Raw genomic sequence first — 18956 nt, 5'->3', positions numbered from 1 at the left:
TTATTTTGGGCATGGTGGCATCGATTATTTATACTTCTCTTTTAATAACTTTTAAAAGCACAAAGAATAAATCTATTCACTAATATTTTAAGAATATTGATTTTTTGGCCATTCACCTAATAGTTCGCGAGTACCATTTTGGCTAGATGTCATCATTGCATCAAGTACTGTCATATTTTTAATTGCATCATCCAAGCCTGAAGCATTTACTATTTTATTATCGCCATTTTGTATAGCATCAACAATAATTTGTGCGTAATATGTGAATGAGTTCCAGAATATTGTATTTCCACCGAGCAAGTCATATTCTTTTGTCGCATCATCACTAATAATTTTTTCTCCGTCTTTATTATTTTTATAAAATATGGCATTATCTTTTAGATTAAAGCCAATCTCACCCTGATCTCCGCGGATCATCATATCGAATTGATAACCGCTATGCGAGACAGCACTATTAGATAGAACAACATCACATTCTGGAAAATTTAAATTAGCAGAAAAATAAAGAGAAACCTGGGAATTAAATTCTTTTGATCCTATAGGATTGTATGTATAAAAAATATTATTCAATGTTGCGCTAACAGCATATGGTTCACACCCAAGAAAAAACCGAACCAGATCTATGAGATGAATACCCAAAGCAAGTCTCACACCCCCACCAAGTTCTTTATCTAATGACCATAAATAATCATGTTTATTATCCATGATCCAGGGAGAAGCATGGTTTATAGAAATATAATATGGTTTCCCTATATTGCCGTGTTCTATTAGCTTCTTTATTTTCACAAAATAAGGATTAAAACGGAGTTGATGATCGACCACTACTAAACGATTTTTGCTACCTTGCAATTTTACCAAGTCTTCAGTTTCTCGCTTAGTCATACCTACTGGCTTTTCTAAGAGAATATGCTTGTCAGTATTTAAGGCATACGCCATTTGTTCAATATGGAATTCATTAGGTGTCGTTACACATATTAGATCTACATCGTTACTATCACAAACTTTTTTAAAATCGTCTGTGACTAAAAGATCATTTGATTCAACACCATTGTTTCCAGCAATAGCACTTTCTTGAACATGTAGAAGTGTACGATCGATGCTACTTCCGCTAACTGCAGTAATTTCCACTTGACCAGTTTTTAAAAAACCCGGCGCAATTTGTCGCAGACCTATTCCAGTTCCAATAATTCCTATCCGCAATTTTTCCATTTTCTGAGTCTAATATAAAATAATAAGCATAAAAAATGACCCCGATTTCTCGAGGTCATAATTGAATGGATGGTATCTATTAGTGGGTGCTGTGATGCATTGTTTCATCAAGCAAATGGTACAAGCCCAGTAATGCAGCTACGCCAATTATGACATAGAGCACACCTGGTAATGTTGTGCCTCCTCCTAATAGTTTTTCTAAGTAATTGGTTTTCGTAACTTGAGTTATACCCACGTTAAGTCCGCCGATAACCAACAGTAATGTAACAAGTTTGTTTAACATATCTGTTTTCATGATAACCTCCTTCGGTTATCTTTATTATCGACACAACTCTATATAAAAGCAAATAATATTCGTTGCGTGCTTGCAAGATACTGCAACATTTTTTTGTTAATAGGTATATAGTGGAAGCTACAAATTTTCTAATATGCAACTATAGATTCTTCATCACCTTTTTGTATTTGCTCAGATTCGAAACTATACTTTTTACAATCTTTGAACAATCGTTCTATACGATAGTATTCGCGAATATCATTAAGAAAAACATGAACAACTATGGAGCCGAAATCGATTAGAACCCACTCTTTTTGTTTGTCACCTTCAAGGCCGACACTATGATACGAACCTTCACGAGCTTTACGCAAAATTGAATCTACAATTGTTGATACTAAACGGTCATTATTTGCAGAACAAACAACAAAGTACTGAGCAATACCAATAATATTACCTACGTCATATACTTGAATACTTTGGGCTTTTTTATCTTGGGCAGCACTAACAATGATCTCGATTAAATCACGATCAGCTTTTAATATACCTTCAAAATTATCTATTATTTACTCCTCTAAAATTTGTAACTAATATATCAATATTATCGGCTACTTGAATACTTATGTGTAGAAATTATTTAATATAATATCATTTTCTATGCTCTTAGGTATTAAAGCGCGTACTGTCTTGCCTTCTAATAATTGTTTTCTTATATAAGTTGAAGAAATTGGCATTATAGATTTTGACACTATAAATAATTCACACAATTTTATTATCTGGTCATGATCCTTCCAAGTATTAAAATTTTCTGGAATATCATCACCAACAATTAAAACTAAATCGTCATTAGGATACTTATGTTTCAATTCATTTATTGTATCTATTGTGTATGTATTCCCATCTCTTTTTATTTCACAATCATCAACAATAATATTTTTATTATCGGGAAAAAATTCTTCGACACCAAGTTGAGTCCATCTGAATCGTTTTTGTGCGTCAGCTTTGACTTCTGGTTTCTGCCAAGGGTCCCGCGCCACGATCACACGACATAAATCTAGTTTTGCGTTTTCGAACGCATAAGCGATTGCATGTAGGTGAGCAAAATGTATAGGATCGAAAGTACCTCCATATATACCAATTCTCATAAACTAATTCTAGTTCTTAATCAAATTATTGGCTAACCAATTTAAATGCTGATAACATTGATATTTCTATGGATTGGTCAAAATCACCTTTATACCGTTTCACCATTAGAACTAACTCTATATTGATAAGTAGTTAATTCTTTTAAAGCCATAGGTCCACGAGCATGTAGTTTTTGAGTTGAATTTCCTATCTCTGCACCAAAACCAAAACGTTCACCATCGGTAAAACGTGTTGAGGTATTATGCATTACCACAGCAGATTCAATACCATTCATAAACTGTTGTGCATTTGATAAATCACTTGTAACAATAGATTCTGTATGACCAGTTGAATTCTTGTTTATATGTTCGATTGCATCACTGAGACTTTCGACAACGATAATTGATATCTCTAAACCCAAATACTCTTTCGCAAAATCTTCTTCAGTTGCTAATATCAATGAACCTGTAGCTCCCATAGCCTGTTCAGAACATTCAGAAATAATATCGCACGATTTTTTATCACCATGGATCAATACACCAGCTTCAAAAAGATTATCGACAATCATTGGAATAAATTCCTGTGCAATATCATTATGAACGACTAAAGATTCACATGCATTACAAACGCTTGTACGTTGTGTTTTTGAATTAATAACAATATCTAATGCCATAGATATATCAGCTTTTGAATCGACGTATACATGGCAATTACCAGCACCGTCAATGACGTAAGGTACCGTTGCATTAGTTTCAATAGAGTTAATCAGAGAAGGACCGCCCCTGGGTATAAGTACATCGACATAACCCTTTGCTTGCATTAATGCAATCGCACTCTCATGAGAAGGGTCGTCGATAAATGAAACAATATTTTCATCTAAACCAATAGCACTGATACCTTCTTTAATTGCAAGAATTATTTCTGTATTTGTTTCATGTGCACTAGAAGATCCTCTTAGAATAACCGCATTTGAACTTTTTAAAGCAATACACACGGCATCTAATGTGACATTAGGTCGATTTTCATAAATTACTGCAACAAGACCCATAGGCACTCGAACTTTTTTTATCTCAATATTTTTAGCACCAAAAAATGTTTCTAAAACTTCTCCAACTGGATCATCTAATTCTGCAACATTCCTACCTGCTAGCATCATTGCATCAATTCTTTGCTGGTCAAGAAATAGTCTGTCTATTTGTGAGTCTGTTAAACCATTTTTTTTAGCATTCTCACATTCAATTCGATTAGTAGAAATAATTTTATCTGAATGTTTGCCGACGTGGTCAACGACTGATTTAATCAACTCAATCTTTTTTAAAGAATCGATACTACGCATCACTAAAGATGCATTTTTAGCAGATTCAAACTTCTTTTCTAAATTCATCTATATATTATTACATGATTTTTGATTTAACTGTGACCGGAGCTACATTAACAGGTGCTTCACTAACAATAATCTTTGAAGAAACATTCTTTTTTTCCGACTGCAGAGTATTTATAGATCTTGACATTAATTCACTAGCAGTTTCACAATGATCCCAAACTGCCACTGAAGCATTAATGATGGTGTCTTGTGGTAAAGACCCTTTCATGCGCTCGATAGCTTCATAACCTTCATCTAAGCCTGCTTCAGGAAATAATAAATAGAATTCACCATTGCTATTATGTGCGAGTAGATCTGATCCACGGACTGATTTCACGAATTCAACTTCAACATCTCTTAACCATTCACTATTTATTCTTTCAACAGAGGACTCAACACTTACAACAGCTACGCACACATCTCTTGCATCTCTATGAGATCGTACAATTTCTCGAGATAACGCACTATTCCATTCACGTAAACCCGAAACACTAGAAACTAGCTCATCTACGAAATTGACTTCACTTGATTCAGTATTTTTTTTCCACACAAAAACTGCTGTAAAAAGTCCAAGGACAATTACACCTACACCAAATAATTTACTAAAAATTCTCTTCATGAAAACTCCTCTCCATATTATTATCGGCTATAAAAATGGTAGCGTAAAGCATCTTTTTCAGTTTAGAGAAAGAAAAATTTCTTTTAAACGAATAATACGAATAGGAAGAATTTATATTTATATTTAGGCATTCATGTAATAAATTATTTTTGAATTAGTTATTTGAAGAACCTTCTCCAGCTAATTCAGCCTCACGAAGCAAACTAACAATTTGTTCACTAGGATAACGACGATGGCCTCCAGGTGTACGAACACTAGGTATTCTTCCACGTCTTGCCCACTCCGCAACTGTTCTTTCGGATACTTGGAACAATAATGCGATATCGCTAGTACGAAGCAATTTTTTTACAGCGGCTGGAGAATCAGAAGTTAGATCTTTGAGTAAAGTTGTCCGATCGTATTTTGGCATTTTATATATCTCCTGTTATTAAATATTATATTAGAAAAAATTCTACTCGCATCATTGTAGAGATTCTGGCTAATTGCAAGTATTTCGAAATATAATTTGTTGAACACCCTTTGACTTCGGTCACTATGACTCCGAATAAACTCAAAATGACGACTATCAAACTTATCGCGACTATCACTTTTGATTAACTAAATCAGCAACAGAAATATATGGGCGACCTTCTTGTCGGCCTTTTTCAAGTTCACCAAATATTTCATATGCCTCAATAGGTGATAATAATCCAGTATTTTTCGCTTTAATACGTGTAGACTTTTCGGTGCTATTAAGAATATTTACTATCGAATCTGCTTTTTTTGAATTTGCAATATGGGCCACTAAATCCGCACAAGCGTAAGTTGCCAAATCGCTTGCTGCAACTTTAGTACCGTGACCACCACTGCCATACTCGCTCATCGAAGCATGTTGATCAACCATTGAAGGCAGATAAACGTCTATATCTTCAATTAATTTTGCATCATCATGTTCGTTCGGGTCTTTATCTAACAGACCTTCCTGGTCAGTTAATAAAACGAATTTATCTGCTTTTAACAAGATTGTGATTAATGCAGAAATACCATCATTATCACCAAAATTTAACTCTCTATTGCTAACGACATCATTCTCATTTACCAGTGGGACAACACCGAGTTCAAAAAGTGATTCAAAAGTTCTTTCCAAATAGTCAAGAGCATCCTGGTCATGAAAATCGGATCTTGTTAATAAAACTTGCGCAAAGATAAAGCCTAATTCTTTAGCGAATTTAGAATATAAAGTCATCAGTTGTGGTTGACCTATAGCAGCACAGGCAGCCAAACCTTTTAAATCATTACTCTTGGGTCTTTCTATTCCAACTATGTGAGTACCAGCAGCTACGGCTCCAGATGAAACCAATATGACTCTGTGACCACTATCTCTCAATTCATTAATAGATTTACACAATCCAGAAATTTTATTTAAATCAATATCAGTATTGTTACCCTCGTGTTTGACTATCGAAGAAGAACCAATTTTAATGACGATAAGTGGCTTTTCTAGTTCGTTCACAAAAGTTCCCCTTCGGAGTACTCAAATTCAAAATTTCCAACACGAACAATATCACCGATTCCGACACCTGCCCGTCGTATTGCTTTCTCAACTCCCATTTTAACAAATTTTTGTTGTATGTAACTCAATGCTTCTTCATTTGACAAATCATGCATAGAAATAATTCTTTCAATAGATTTGCCAACTATCCGAAATTCTTTATCACCCTCACGTTCAACCCGAAAACCCTGTGCTACTGGTGTGTGTACAACATAACTTTCACTAATAGGTACATCTTCACGTGCTTTTTCAACCATGGAACCCAAAATATTTAGAAAATTATCTAGTCCATCACGAGTTACACCCGAAATTTTAATACCATCATAATCAAACCCAGCAACATCAGATTTTGAGCCGATTACAAGTCGAGGTCGTTCAAGTAGTTCTGGACGATAATTCTCTAACTCAAAAAGCAATTTTTCTTCTTGCTCTAGTGGTTCAACTCCATCAACAGCTGCTAAATCTAGAAGTATAACTAAAATGCGCGCACGCTCTATATGTTTTAGAAATTGAAAGCCTAAACCTTTGCCCTCGCTGGCACCTTCAATAAGACCAGGAATGTCTGCAACAATAAAATTATGGCTACCATGTTTGACTACTCCGAGATTAGGCACCAAAGTCGTGAAAGGATAATCGGCTATTTTTGGTTTAGCCGCAGATATACTAGAAATTAAAGTCGACTTTCCAGAATTAGGAAAACCAACTAGGGCTACATCTGCCATTAATTTTAATTCAAGATTTAACCAGAACTCATCGCCATCTTCTCCTTTTTCCGAAAAAGCGGGAGCCTTAGTGGTGTTATTTTTAAACCGTGCATTACCTTTACCACCTCGACCACCCCTAGCAATAATAATTTTATCGCCATGATTGATCAGGTCAGCAAGAGGTTCACCTTCAAAAGTGGTAACAATTGAACCTTGTGGAACTTTAACAATTGTATCTTCGCCAGTTTTACCGTGCATTTTTTTGCCGGCACCATTACCACCATTTTTTGCTTTAACATGAGGATGATCTCTATATGGAAAAAGTGAAACACATCCGTGATCGGCCTGGATTATTATACTGCCACCATTACCACCATCGCCACCGTCAGGACCACCTTCAGGGACATGTGCTTCTCGACGAAATGACATAGCGCCATTGCCACCTTTTCCGGCATGGACATTTAGCTGAACGCTATCAACAAACTCGCTCAAGATTATTTATGCGTTTGCGTCAGATTTTGCTTTGGTTTTTACATCCGAATTATCTTCAACAAGAATAACGTCTACAGTCTTTTTACCTTTACGTTCTGTAAAGCTAACCAATCCTTCAGCTTTTGCAAACAAAGTATCGTCTTTACCAATACCAACATTACGACCAGGATGAAACTTAGTTCCACGTTGACGGACAATTATAGATCCACCCTTAGCTAACATTCCACCAAAAAGTTTTACACCTAATCGTTGTGCATTCGAATCGCGACCGTTCTTAACGGAACCAGCACCTTTTTTCTTTGACATTATCTCTCCAGACTATAAATTTGTTGAATCTACTGTTATGCAGTGATCTTATCGATTTTAATAACGTGATACTTTTGGCGATGGCCATATCGTTTACGTTGGTTGGCTTTTGACTTATAGTTAAAACCATCGATCTTTTTTCCAGTTGTATCACCAATAATAGAAAAGCCAATTTTTGCTTTTTCAAGCGCTGATTTAGCACTGATTACTGTTTTTCCGTCAACTATCATTATTGGTCTTACAGCGTTTTCTTCATTATGGATTCGCTCAACAACGATTTCATCGCCTTGTTCTACCTTATATTGCTTACCGCCAGTATTTATGATTGCATACATTAAAAATCTCCTCCGAGGAACTATAAATACTACTAGAAATCAAAGGTGGAATTCCAAATGAAGAGGCACTTAGCTTTGGAATGTTATGAAATATAAGTATTCTATTTAATCCAATGGCTGATATTCGAGTAAAACACTGATCCTAAAGCAACAAATGAACATGCATATGCAAGTGCTCTACGTTGTGACTTACCAACAACTTTAGAGGTAGATGAATCGTTTCTTTCCCTGACTCCATCAGTATTGCGAGCCAATGAATGCGGATACGTCACCAAGCAATAGGTCTCTAACTCATCAATTTGGTCTTGTATCAATTCATCAAACTCTATACCAACTCTATAATTACCAGTTTTCTCAAAGCATGACCGAACTGTTGCAGAGCATTCAAGCGGCTCATTATTTAGAGAAGATAATTTTGATTTAAATTTAACATGTTCTCCGACTTTATAGGCCACAGAAGAAATGATGCCAGCCCCTCCTGGTGATAGGTCTACCATTGAAACAGGCTCTTCGTTTACTACAGCTCCTCGCGAAACTTCACGACGTATCGATTTTCGCATTTGAGTAACAACAACCATTGAGAGTCCAAAAAGTAGAGAGACAATAAGCGCATACCCAGCAATCATAGTTATATTTCTTGAAATGGTTGTCACTCCAGCACCTGGCAATAAATTTGATTCTCTATAAACCCTATACACAATTGCTGCGTCTGCTGCTATTAACAATGTGGACACTGCCGGCATTCTTTTTGTCAGGTTAACCATTTTCTTGTAATCCATTTTCAATATTGTTTTTTTATAAAAATTCCAAAGTACTGCCTCGATATCAAAATAAAATTCTCTAACTCTAAATACGAAAGGTCTTCTATCACCAGCCATATAAGAACCAAAGACTGCAAGACATAGTAGAACAGCAGAGATTGCGACATATGTCGAATCCACATATTCAATTGTTTTTGGTACAAGCACAATATAAATAGTTGCACTTAATAAAGCAAGGCGCCTTAAAATACTTGTAACCGAAAAGAATGAAAATATTTTTATAAATGTACCTAATATTCTTTGTGAAGATTTTGAATATTTAGCGCCAAAAGATTTTACTAAATATGACATTTCGAGGTTTCTCCACAAAATCTCAGAGAATGTTTGTTCATGTGATAGTTCTTCAGAAGCGATTTCTTCAGTAATTACACCATGAATCGAATTCTTTTCACAAATGTTGAAAAAATCTTGAGCACGAGTTACTTTTGAAAATGATTCCAGCTTGTCGACTCCAACTATGGCTGGACCTGTAGACCATGGAGCTAGTGAGCGTGAACTTAAAGATTCACGGATCATTTGTCTCTTATCATCAATAACTACTTCACTCTTACCACCAAATACGTGTTCGTCAGAATAAACACTTCGCAATTCAAGCCATGCCTTACCTTTAAAATCATAATGTCTTGCGATGTTCAGAACATCTGGATAAATTATATCGACACCTCGACATACTAAATATGTTGAAGTATTAATTGCAGTTTGAGAAAAATTTGTTATTAGCTCATGGCTAAATTCTTTACATAATTCTTTTGTGGAACTTGATTGAGTTGGATCAATTACGAAAACAGAATGAATACCTTCAATACCTTCTAAGGATAAGAAATTTCTTCTTAGATCAGCTGGTGTTGCTGTCTCTACAAAAACAACTACATCAGCTTCCTCAATATATTTTGAAATTGTAGTCTCTTGTGTCACACCAATTTTTGTGTCCGAAGTACCACCTATAATTGAATTAGACGCAGTTGTGTTTGACGACAATAATCTAGATGCTGACTGCATAATTTCGTCTTCGCTTGAATGAAATTTCTTAGTTGGCATTATTACGCTAAGCAAAATTGCTTCAGTTGCGAATGCTAAAGCACAGGTAGTTTCTATCGCGAAAGAGACTACATTAAATAATGATCCAGACGAAGTAAGAGTACTAGCTCTAAAAACAATATATGCGATTGCACTTAATACAGTCAGTACAGCACCTAGTTTTTTAATTTTATACATTGATTACCTCCGATTATTGATCTATAGGTTATCGAAACAATTTGAGTGAAACTCAAGTAAAAATATGAAGAAATTGTCTATAAATTACGCATTTAAGGCAATATGGACAGAATACATTGTCCAAAGTTGTCCAAATATTAATTTGTGTGATTCTAGGCTTTAGGTTGAGCCATTGATTTACTATCTAAAAGTAGTTGCTCGGGTGAGTACCCACCAACCATCTCGTCTTCAATAACGAAACCACGACCACCACAAGTTTGACACTCATAGGTAAAACTTTCTACCATACCTTCGCTTAAACGCTTGCGAGTCATTTGAACTAACCCAAGTTCTGTAACTTCAAAGACTTGAGTACGTGTCTTATCTCTTGCTAATGCTTCACGTAAAGTTTCAGTCAATTTAATTCGATTTTTTTCTATCTCCATATCGATGAAGTCAATTACTATGATTCCGCCGATGTCTCTGAGTCTTAATTGATGAGCGATCTCATGTGCCGCTTCAATATTATTATCAAATACGGTTTCTTCTAGATTGGTAGTACCAACATTTTTTCCGGTATTAACATCGATTACTGTAAGAGCCTCTGTGCGTTCAATGATTAATGAGCCACCACTTGGTAACCAAACCTTACGATCAAGACCTTTTACCAATTGTTCAGTTATATGATATCGTTCAAATAATTCTAATTTCTTTTTGTCTTGATAAAATTCGACTCGTTCTGTAAGCTCAGGCATAATTGCTTCAACATATTTTTTAATTTCATTGTGTAATTCTTCATTATCAACAACTATTGCTCGATATTCACGATTGAATTCTTCACGTATCATTCGCATAACTAAATCAGGTTCTTTATATAATAAAGTAGGTTTTTTTGATTTAGCAGCGCGTACACTTAATTCTTTAATTTGTGACCATTGATCAACTAATCTCAGCATGTCACGTCGAAGTTCATCGTCAGTCGCGCCTTCTGCAGCTGTTCGCACAATTAAACCAGCATCATCTGGACGAATAGCATCTAATATTCTTCGAAGCCTTCTTCTTTCATCGTCAGGCAATCGTTTTGAAATTCCATATGTTGTTGGCTGGTTGGGTATAAGTACAACGAATCTACCAGCTAATGAAACTTCTTGAGTTAACCTTGCTCCTTTATGCATAATAGGGTTCTTCGTTACTTGAACCATAGTCATCTGATTATTTTTTAAGATATTTTCTATACGAATTGAAGAATTATTCGATCTTGAATGTGAACGACCTCTTGAATGCTGTTCGCCATCAGAATCGCCACCATGTTCTTCATCTAATACTAAATCCGCACGATAAAGTACTGCATTTTTTGGGGTACCAATATCTACAAAGGCAGCTTCCATTCCAGGTAAAACATTTTGTACCTTTCCTAAATATATGTTTCCATCAATTGATGTAGTTTCGTCAATATCAGGTCTAGCTACATAGTGCTCGGTAAGAATTCTTCCTTCGGTTATAGCTAATTGTGTATTACCTTTTTTGTCAACATGAGCATACATTGTATAACGTCCCGTTGGTTTACCCTTACGAGATTGCCCACGGCGAGCTTTTAGAGTTTTTTTATCTAGTTTTACTGCATCATCATCGCCTAAATCAGCTTCAATATAAGATAAATTTGATTCACTTCTTGGGGAATCTGACCGCAATTTTTTGTGAGATCTCGAAGATTCCTTTTTCGTAACATCTTTTTGTGTTCTTTTACGAGATGTTTTCTCGTTTGCAGAATTTTTCTTAGTTTCACGATCTTTTATATCAGCATTAACTTGGTTAACGAAAGACGGTGGAATACTTGAACCTATTGTTGGCTTTGGAATTACTTTCGGCTTTATTTCTTCCGATTCAGTAGCTGTATCTGGCGCTGATGTACGTCTTCTTCTTGATATTTTAGCCTCAGTACTTTTAGCCTTTGATTGAGCTTGCGGCTCTGAACCAGCAATTGATTCATCTATTGCTTCTATTTTTGCTTCAGCAGCTATATCTTCATTGGTAAAAGCTCTGTCGTTGTCATCTTCGCTCGTTGTGAGTGTTGTTCTGCGACGTCGTCTAGGTACTTGAGTTTCTAATATTTTCTCTGTTGTTGTATTTGGTGAGTTAAATTCTGCGTCACCGGATTGTATATTGTCGGACATTTTAAACCTTTAATTTGATTTTCCACTTTTGCATTTGCATAGTGGCGTTGCAATTTTGCAACTTGATTTTGAATTTTAAAAAAGTGATCTATACATAAACATAATGAGGCAATTATTATCAATAAAAATGTTATATTTGCTATGTTCATGGTGTTTATCTTTCGTAGTTCATTTTATAAGAGCTGATTTATAGTGCTGTCTCAATTTTTCGACTAAAACACAAATGGCTTTCATAAGCGAGCTATTAACCATATTACTCGACAGTCGATACGCAGGACTAAAGTTTAGGTCTTGTTTTAGCTAAACAAAAAGCTATTATCCCTGTATAATGGCGGTATTTAGAAATTAAAATTTTTTCTAAAGGTTTGGTCGAAAACAGACGATATAGATAGAATTGGAGTGAAAATTCCAACACAAGTTTATTAAACTTTAATTAAAATTAATTTTTATAGAAGCATATTCAGAATTAAAATCGTCAATGTTAATTCGTACTTGTAATTCCCAATTTCCTGGTGAAGGTATAAAAGAATTTGTTGATATAAAGTGATTCAATCCCAAAAATCTTAAATCTACAGGCAATTTGTCTATTTTCGCGTCCGGATTAGACCACGATAGTACCGCAATTTTTTCTTGCAACGTATTAATGCCTACCCCTACCTGTTTAGGCGTACCATTTTTGTTTAAAACATAAACATGAATTTCGTTAGGACCAAATTTTGTTTGGTCGACTGTAATTTCAATAATAGATTTTTTTGTCACCACTTGTTTTGTTACAGAAGCATTATAAGAGATTCTTGCTGGCACAGCATTTACCAATACAGAAGTCGTAGACATCACAAATATTAAAACTAAACATTCAAAATAAATATATTTAAGAATCCGTTTCTTTATTCTTGTATCATCTGATATGTTGGCCTCTTGTTTCAGAATCATTCTCGTGAACTTTCTAGTATAAACCGCGGTTAATATTAACAATATATACATGGCCATTTTAGCTAAAACTAATTTTCCATAAAATGTATTTATTGCAACTTCAACATTTCCTATTTGTCTCCAAGCAGCAAAAATACCAGTAACTAATATTGCAATAACGCAATACAATGCAATTGTTGAAAATTTTCGAAGTATTTCTTTATAATTCGCCTTCTTTAATAATATAGGCAACGCCAATAATCCGCCAAACCATATGCTGGCAGCTAAGACATGAATAATGTCGAATATAAAAGCAATCTGTTGGTATTCACCTGACGAAGCATGGCCTGCTAGTGCGATTGTTAACAATATAGATAAGGCCAATATTGGTAAAATAAATTTTGTAAATATTTTGATATTCAATTTCCATAAAACTGCGAGCAAAATGAATAGAACAGCACGTATTGCATAAAGTGTTCCTATACGCGTATCTATTTCTTGGAAAATTATAGTTGATGAGAATACTTTACTAATAGAAAAACTGCCCTCGGCGGCTGCTTGAATTCCAATGCTCAAGATTGATGATGTTATCCCAAAAATAGTTGCTAAATAGAACAGAATATTTAGCTGCTTATTTTTTATATCATCAAAAATAAAAACTCGAAATACAATTAAAAAAATGGTCAGTGCAATCGATATATATAGAATAAATTGCAGGATATTTCTTGTAAAATCCAAATATGTTGGTGTTTTTTTAGATTCTAATAATTTTGAAATCTGATTATCATCAACATTTTGTATCACTTTTTTTCCCACTGAAAATGATATTGCACCTTTGATAACATGTGAATCTTCTGAAACTATTGAATAGACAACAACATAATGACCATCTTTGAGTTTCGGAATTTCGACAATCATTGAATTTCCAGTTTTCTCTACTTTTGGCATTTTCGTTTTGATTTGTTTTGAATCGCTATCTAATAACCTAAATGAGTCAAAACTTAAATTTATTTTGTCGCTAAATGATATTTCAATGTTCTTTGGTGATTCTTTTAATACAGCACCGTTAGTAGGATTGCTAGATGTGAATTCGCTATGTGCATAAGCAGGAATGGACTGAACCACTATTATGCAAAAAAATACAATAGTGCTTAGATAGATTGAAATTGAGCGATGCTTATGGATTGTTAAGATATATAATCTTAACAATCCATATGGTAGATCCCGAATTATTTATTAATATTTCTGCATTTAAAAAATTATTGGCTAATATACAATTAATATGACTACAGAATCAGTTAATGCACTAAGACAAATATTTCCAAATAGTATTGAATCAATAGATATAGAAACTGCATTTGCGATAAATGTATCAGATGCTGTCAAAAAATTTCTACGTTTAAATATGGTTACTAGTATTGACGGAGCTATTTCGCTAAGTGGTACAGCAAGAGGATTAAGTAGTGATATTGATAGGAAAGTTTTCCATATACTGAGAAGCTTGTCCGATGTTATTCTGGTAGGTGCAGGTACTATGCGAACAGAAAAATACGGACCAGTTTCCCTGACTAAAAAAGAGATTATAAACAGAAGAGAAAGTAAGCAAATTTCTATACCACCAATTGCTGTAATATCTAATAGCGGTAAGTTTAATTTTGAAACAGACTTTTTCACCAAGGCAATTACTAAACCTATATTATTAACTACAGAAATTGGATCTAAATCTGCATTAAAAGCAAATAGTCTCGCTGATATTTATGTCTGCGGCAAAGTAGAAGTTGACCTAAATATTGCAGTAGATACGCTAGTGAAGTTAGGTCACAAAAATATTTTATGTGAGGGAGGCCCTTCTTTAAACACAAGTTTATTAAATGAGGATTTAATAGATGAATTATGTTTGACGATAACACCAAAGATTGTTGGCGGAAATGGTAAACGACTTTTTGATGGCCTCAATATAGATATACCTATCGGATTTGAATACAGAAATATATTTTTAGAACAAGAACAACTATTCTTTAGATTGACTAAGGCTAGAAGCCAAGTTTAAACATACTCATCTCTATGATTTACAGGAAGTGCAATCTCAACTTCACTATATATTACAATAAATGTTCTTCATTCAAAACACAATATCCTTACATAGTTTGTGGCTATATATTATTTCATACCAGGGCTTATTGAAGATTAAATCATTTAATAAAAAGTAACTACTTAAAGTGAAAATTGTTAGAAATATAACTTTAAAAGTTATATGAACATGTTCTAATAGTACTGTCAATAAACATACAGAAAGGTTCTCAATGGGAGAGGTAATAGATAAAGCCAAATCAGCATATGATGATGCAAAAGATAAGGTAGACGACAAATTACACGAAATGAAAGGTGAAATTAAAAATGAGAAACGTCACCTCGAAGAGGAAGCTGAAGAAAATAAAGACAAGTAGATAGATAAGTAGATATTGTGGGTCTATCTATCTTAAATACTTCTAAGATAGATAGACCCACTACTTATTGGTAAACCCAGCTTTTATATACATATTAAGATTTAGTTAAGATATTGGTTAATTTACATCTAATTGTTAAGAATATTACAGAAAAAGATCATCATTAAGATAAGATTAAAACAAACAGAAATACAGAGGAACAACTTATGACAAAGATAATATCAAGATTTTTTAAGTTTTTATTTAAAACTGCGATCATTGCAGCTCTAACAAGATGGGGACTTTTACTTGCGAAAAAAATCAATACAAAAGAGTCTCGCAATAAAATTGACGAGTTAATTGACGAAAAAGCTGAAGTTGCGAAAGACTTGGCTAAGAGTGGAGCTCATAAATCGTTTGATAAATTGGATGAAGTAGTAGGAAAAGCTGATGAAATCGAGACTAAAGGAAAATTGATCACAAAAGATTTCACCTCTAAAAACAAAGATTTAAAAAAGGAATTAGTTGACAAAATAACTAAATTCAAAAATAGCTGATTAGATTTATATAAATAGCTCCACTTAAAACACAGATTAAATCTGCTATATATTGCTGAAAATAAACTTATCAAGAGTTAGCATATATAAATGCCGAATTTAGACCCAGTTTTAGAAGAGATGATTTCTTCTTTTCCTTTAAAGAAGGTTGCGCGAGGTCGTACAATTATTTATCAGGGTGAAATACCTAGATCTTCTTATATAGTTGTAAATGGAACGGTAAGGATCTATTCATTAAATACACGTGGAGATGAAAGTAATATCTCATTCATTTCAACAGGTAACATATTCCCTGTTGAAGTAGTTTTTGAAAAAAATACTTCTTGTCTTCATTACTACGAAGCAACGAGCGACGTAGAAATTGCAGTAATACCAACAGAAATTCTTAGAAAAGAATTTAATAACAATATAAAATTATCTAACATTATATTAGATAGCATAGCTACACAATATGTAGGTGCAAAAATTCATATACAGGCCTTAGAACAGACACGCGCACAAGATAAAATACTGAGGATCCTGCAATACTTAGTTTTGAGATTTGGCGAAAAAAATAAAGCTGGTAATTGGCTTATTGTGCTTCGGCTCAAGCAACATGACATTGCAAATATGGTAGGAGTAGCAAGAGAAACAGCTGCAACTGAATTGGGGAAATTAAAAAAACTAAATATTATTGAATACGATTCATTCCACTATACCGTTGATATAAAAGCACTATCGGACTTAATAGGAACTGAGGAATGGAAAGATATTGAGATCTCTTAACTTACTTCTATATCCAATTCTTCTTCTACTAATTTAACAAGCTGTTTAGGCGACAACATTGCTTTAAGCACATACCGACTCGCACCTAATTCAAATGCTTCTTGTATTTCATCATTTAAATCAAAATTTGTAAATATTATTATTTTAGTATTCGGAAGATTGTTAGCAATATTGGATTCTTTTAAAAATTCCACTCCACCCATCTTTGCCATTCGCAAATCTAGTAGAACTAGATCAGGGGTAAATTTATCTAACAATTTGATAGCTTCTAGTCCATCTTTTGCAGAAGACACATCTAAGCCCTCTTTCCTTAAAACAATACTATAGGTATTGTTTAAATCGACATCATCTTCGACTACTAGAATTTTTTTATTTGAACTATCAACTAGCATTTGTTGTCCCATCGGCTTCTTTAGGTAAACATACTTTAAATGTCGATCCTTCACCAATAACAGATTCTACTTCAATTGTTCCACCGTGAAGGTTGACGATCAATTTGCTAATATACAAACCAATCCCTGTGCCACTTATGTTAGTAGTTAAATCATTATCAATTCTATTAAATAATACAAACAGATTATCAAGGTCTTCGCTTTCGATACCTATTCCATAGTCCCTTATTGCAACACAAAACTCTTCTTGTGATTCCGATATTTCTATGTCAATATTTGTGCTGGTAGATGAATATTTAGCTGCATTTGTAACTAAATTTTCTATGACCATCCTCATATATAATGGATCTACATCTGCGAATATTTTTGACTCTTTTGGTTTTACTGTTACATCCATGTCTGAGAGTAAAAGGGTTTGATCTAATATAACGTCATTTGCCAAAGATATTAAATCGACCTGTATTTTCTTTAATGTAACACTATTATTATCAAGTTTTGATAAGTTTAAAATTTGATTTACTACAGCTAATTGTCGTTCATTGGATTCATTTGCCTTTGTCAACATCATTTCCTGTTCTTTAGTTATATCTCCTACATAACCTTCTAGCACGAGCCCTAAATACTGCTTAACGCTGGTTGCTGGTGTTCTCAGTTGATGTGATGCAAGCGATATCAGGTCTTCTTTTGCTGAATCAATATCTAATTGTTTTTCTAATTCAATTTCTCTTGATTTAGACTTAATGACAAATAATAAAAATAGTGAAATCAAAAGCGAGAGTACAAAACCAAGAATCAACAGGGTACCCGATTGATTATTAGAATTGGAACTAGTATTCGTGTTAGCTCTTAAATCTATTAGCCACGAGCGTCCGCCAATATTAAATGTTTTGAGATAATCATCAGTAGTATTTTTATCATATATGCCATAGAGTAATTTTGATTTATCGATAATTTTACTGTCATAAACACTTACATTTATATTAGGATCGATAGCAGCTACAACATTTCTTATCATCGAAGATGCTCGTATTGTTGCAAAAACATAGCCTGTAATATTTGCAGATATTTGATTGCTTGAAGAATATATTGGAGAAATATAAACAATACTCGACTGGGAGTCGTTATCTTTATATCCAGTAAAAGATGTTAAACCTGAAAAAGTTGGTTTTGATTCTTTATTTGCTTTTTCTAATAATTCTGAGAATTTTTTGTCAGAGAATAAATTTAAACCTAGAATATTAGAGCGCTTATACTTATCGGCAATTGATTTTATGAATAATACGGGTGCATATTTTTCTTGTTTACTTGAAGGGTAAATTGTAAAATTTGGATCAATCGTTTGTCTCATTATCGCTAGTATTGGCTCTAATTCTTCACTATCAATCAAAGCAATATAACCTATTGAATCAATACTTGAATATCTTTGAGAGATCTTTAATGAATCCAAATATTTTGAGAATCTGTCCGAATTAAAATCATAGTTAGATGTAAAAGACATCGTGCCATGCAATATTTCTTCTATTGCTGTAGTTTTTGTTCTAATTCCAGACTCAAGAGAATTTGTTATTTCTTTTTGTTGAGTCTCTGTTCTTTGAAAAGTTTTATCCCGAGATTCATTCCAGGTGACATATGTAGCTGTTAATCCTAAAATAAAAATAATCACAGATGCAATAATTGGTGAACTTACCTTTGACTTGAATTTCAAGTATTTTCTCCTTAAACAATAAAGACCATAGCATCTTAAATTTTATATAGATAAA

General features: G+C 33.8%; 20 protein-coding genes. 4 read left to right on the top strand and 16 right to left on the bottom strand.

Annotation, left to right across the window (positions count from 1 at the left end; translation table 11 throughout):
• Positions 1-87 precede the first annotated feature (87 nt).
• The 14 genes from KBF89_02790 to KBF89_02725 all read right to left on the bottom strand — a co-directional run bounded on the left by KBF89_02790 (position 88) and on the right by KBF89_02725 (position 14181).
• Entirely contained in the window at positions 88-1209 is a 1122-nt protein-coding gene (locus KBF89_02790) for a Gfo/Idh/MocA family oxidoreductase (GenBank protein ID MBP9115249.1), read from the bottom strand.
• Positions 1210-1288: 79 nt separating this feature from the next.
• Entirely contained in the window at positions 1289-1504 is a 216-nt protein-coding gene (locus tag KBF89_02785) for a DUF378 domain-containing protein (protein ID MBP9115248.1), read from the bottom strand.
• A gap of 128 nt (positions 1505-1632) precedes the next feature.
• The gene (rsfS, locus tag KBF89_02780) at positions 1633-2046 is read right to left on the bottom strand and encodes a ribosome silencing factor (protein MBP9115247.1); all 414 of its coding nucleotides are present in this window, start codon (positions 2044-2046) and stop codon (positions 1633-1635) included.
• Between the two features lie 54 nt (positions 2047-2100).
• On the bottom strand, positions 2101-2625 hold the full coding sequence (locus KBF89_02775) for a nicotinate-nicotinamide nucleotide adenylyltransferase (GenBank protein MBP9115246.1): 525 nt from the start codon (positions 2623-2625) through the stop codon (positions 2101-2103).
• Between the two features lie 89 nt (positions 2626-2714).
• Positions 2715-3989: a glutamate-5-semialdehyde dehydrogenase gene (locus KBF89_02770; protein ID MBP9115245.1), complete on the bottom strand. Its 1275-nt coding sequence runs from the start codon at positions 3987-3989 to the stop codon at positions 2715-2717.
• Positions 3990-3999: 10 nt separating this feature from the next.
• Complete coding sequence (locus tag KBF89_02765; protein MBP9115244.1) at positions 4000-4587, bottom strand: hypothetical protein; 588 nt, start codon at positions 4585-4587, stop codon at positions 4000-4002.
• A gap of 154 nt (positions 4588-4741) precedes the next feature.
• Complete coding sequence (locus tag KBF89_02760) at positions 4742-4996, bottom strand: helix-turn-helix domain-containing protein (protein MBP9115243.1); 255 nt, start codon at positions 4994-4996, stop codon at positions 4742-4744.
• Between the two features lie 174 nt (positions 4997-5170).
• The gene (gene proB / locus KBF89_02755) at positions 5171-6079 is read right to left on the bottom strand and encodes a glutamate 5-kinase (protein MBP9115242.1); all 909 of its coding nucleotides are present in this window, start codon (positions 6077-6079) and stop codon (positions 5171-5173) included.
• Positions 6076-7314, bottom strand: a complete 1239-nt coding sequence (gene obgE, locus KBF89_02750; GenBank protein MBP9115241.1) for a GTPase ObgE — start codon at positions 7312-7314, stop codon at positions 6076-6078. The genes proB and obgE overlap by 4 nt, the downstream gene beginning before the upstream one ends.
• Before the next feature lie 6 nt (positions 7315-7320).
• The gene (rpmA, locus tag KBF89_02745) at positions 7321-7620 is read right to left on the bottom strand and encodes a 50S ribosomal protein L27 (GenBank protein MBP9115240.1); all 300 of its coding nucleotides are present in this window, start codon (positions 7618-7620) and stop codon (positions 7321-7323) included.
• A gap of 35 nt (positions 7621-7655) precedes the next feature.
• On the bottom strand, positions 7656-7955 hold the full coding sequence (rplU, locus tag KBF89_02740) for a 50S ribosomal protein L21 (protein MBP9115239.1): 300 nt from the start codon (positions 7953-7955) through the stop codon (positions 7656-7658).
• Positions 7956-8056: 101 nt separating this feature from the next.
• Positions 8057-9991 (bottom strand): PilZ domain-containing protein, encoded by a 1935-nt coding sequence (locus KBF89_02735; GenBank protein ID MBP9115238.1) that lies wholly within the window; start codon positions 9989-9991, stop codon positions 8057-8059.
• A 152-nt stretch (positions 9992-10143) separates the two neighbouring features.
• A complete protein-coding gene (locus KBF89_02730; GenBank protein ID MBP9115237.1) occupies positions 10144-12144 on the bottom strand; it encodes an Rne/Rng family ribonuclease in 2001 nt (666 codons plus the stop codon).
• Positions 12145-12573: 429 nt separating this feature from the next.
• Complete coding sequence (locus KBF89_02725; GenBank protein ID MBP9115236.1) at positions 12574-14181, bottom strand: copper resistance protein CopC; 1608 nt, start codon at positions 14179-14181, stop codon at positions 12574-12576.
• Between the two features lie 157 nt (positions 14182-14338).
• Between KBF89_02725 and KBF89_02720 the strand changes: the two genes are divergently transcribed.
• The 4 genes from KBF89_02720 to KBF89_02705 all read left to right on the top strand — a co-directional run bounded on the left by KBF89_02720 (position 14339) and on the right by KBF89_02705 (position 16804).
• Complete coding sequence (locus KBF89_02720; protein ID MBP9115235.1) at positions 14339-15106, top strand: pyrimidine reductase family protein; 768 nt, start codon at positions 14339-14341, stop codon at positions 15104-15106.
• A gap of 253 nt (positions 15107-15359) precedes the next feature.
• Positions 15360-15503, top strand: a complete 144-nt coding sequence (locus tag KBF89_02715) for a hypothetical protein (protein MBP9115234.1) — start codon at positions 15360-15362, stop codon at positions 15501-15503.
• 206 nt (positions 15504-15709) lie between these two features.
• Positions 15710-16039 carry a hypothetical protein gene (locus KBF89_02710; GenBank protein MBP9115233.1) on the top strand — a complete coding sequence of 110 codons (330 nt, stop codon included), beginning with the start codon at positions 15710-15712 and terminating at the stop codon, positions 16037-16039.
• Positions 16040-16129: 90 nt separating this feature from the next.
• A complete protein-coding gene (locus KBF89_02705; protein ID MBP9115232.1) occupies positions 16130-16804 on the top strand; it encodes a Crp/Fnr family transcriptional regulator in 675 nt (224 codons plus the stop codon).
• On the opposite strand, the gene KBF89_02700 is transcribed toward KBF89_02705, so the two are convergent.
• Together KBF89_02700 and KBF89_02695 are read right to left on the bottom strand one after the other, a co-directional pair.
• A complete protein-coding gene (locus KBF89_02700; GenBank protein ID MBP9115231.1) occupies positions 16801-17208 on the bottom strand; it encodes a response regulator in 408 nt (135 codons plus the stop codon). The two genes, KBF89_02705 and KBF89_02700, sit on opposite strands and share 4 nt — an antisense overlap.
• Complete coding sequence (locus KBF89_02695) at positions 17186-18901, bottom strand: CHASE domain-containing protein (protein MBP9115230.1); 1716 nt, start codon at positions 18899-18901, stop codon at positions 17186-17188. Before KBF89_02695 ends, KBF89_02700 begins: the two co-directional genes overlap by 23 nt.
• Positions 18902-18956 lie beyond the last annotated feature (55 nt).

This window comes from Acidimicrobiia bacterium, assembly GCA_018057765.1.
Taxonomy (GTDB): Bacteria; Actinomycetota; Acidimicrobiia; order IMCC26256; family JAGPDB01; genus JAGPDB01.
Note: the sequence above shows the minus strand (reverse complement) of the source record. Positions and strands in the feature narration are given on the sequence as shown.